Annotated in this window: 1 protein-coding gene and 1 pseudogene; both read right to left on the reverse strand. The window is 58.9% G+C overall.

What is annotated here, in order from left to right; genetic code table 11:
- Positions 1-16: 16 nt before the first annotated feature.
- Positions 17-331: pseudogene (locus ABRP95_RS12020) on the reverse strand (integrase core domain-containing protein).
- A 134-nt stretch (positions 332-465) separates the two neighbouring features.
- The coding region (locus ABRP95_RS12025; RefSeq protein WP_349839490.1) for an IS3 family transposase at positions 466-897 on the reverse strand (432 nt) is incomplete at its 5' end.

The raw sequence follows: 897 nt of genomic DNA on the forward strand, positions 1-897 counted from the left end.
TGGGCCGGGCTGGTTTTTAAGACCGGGCGGTTTGAGTGCCTTCCTGGGTGTGGTGCCATTGGTTGGCGTACTCAGTCGGCGGGATAAACCCTAGGCTCGAATGAGGATGATAGGTATTATAGCGCTTCGACCACAGTCGCAGGCAACGCGACGCATGGGCGGGGTCGTCGAACATCTCGTCCTCTCACAGCTCGTCGCGTAGCCGGTTGTGGAAGGACTCCACAAACCCGTTATGCCATGGCATTCCCGGTGGGATGAACGCCTCGACAGTGTCTTGCTTAGCAGCCCAACTAGCCAGCTCACGGCTGATGAACTCCGGGCCGTTATCCATACGTAACACCCGAGGTCTGCCACGCACAGCAGCTCACGTTCTCCAGCAGGTCAATCACCGCAGTAGCAGTAATTGACCGAGCGACCTCGAAACCAACATGCTCACGGGTAAACTCGTCGATCACGTTGCAGATCTTAAAAGGCTTTGCCCTGGTAGTCGCTATCGAACTGGAAGTCCAGTGCCCACACGTGCCCCGGACATGTCGCTGGCTGCGTACGCGGCGTTGGCACAGGCAAGCACCGTTGCTTACCAGCTTTGCAAGCACAAGCCCGCAAACCCTCCTGGCGCCACAGCCGGCGCACCACATCACGGCCACAGGTAAAACCAGCCTGCCGGGCTTTCACCCAAGCACGGCGATAGCCCCAGCGTCGGTGCTCACCAGCGAAAGTGACGAGCCACCTGCGTAGAGCAGCGTACTTATCCACGCTGGGCTGCTGGTGGCGTGTGCGGGCGTTGTAGTACGCCGCTCTAGATACCCCGACCACGCGACAGGCAAAGCGCACCGAATAGCCCACGGATACAGCGTAATCAATGGCTTCATATTTGCGTGCCGGGGTCAGAATTTT

The organism is Corynebacterium sp. KPL2895 (genome assembly GCF_040225815.1).
Taxonomy (GTDB): domain Bacteria; phylum Actinomycetota; class Actinomycetes; order Mycobacteriales; family Mycobacteriaceae; genus Corynebacterium; species Corynebacterium rhinophilum.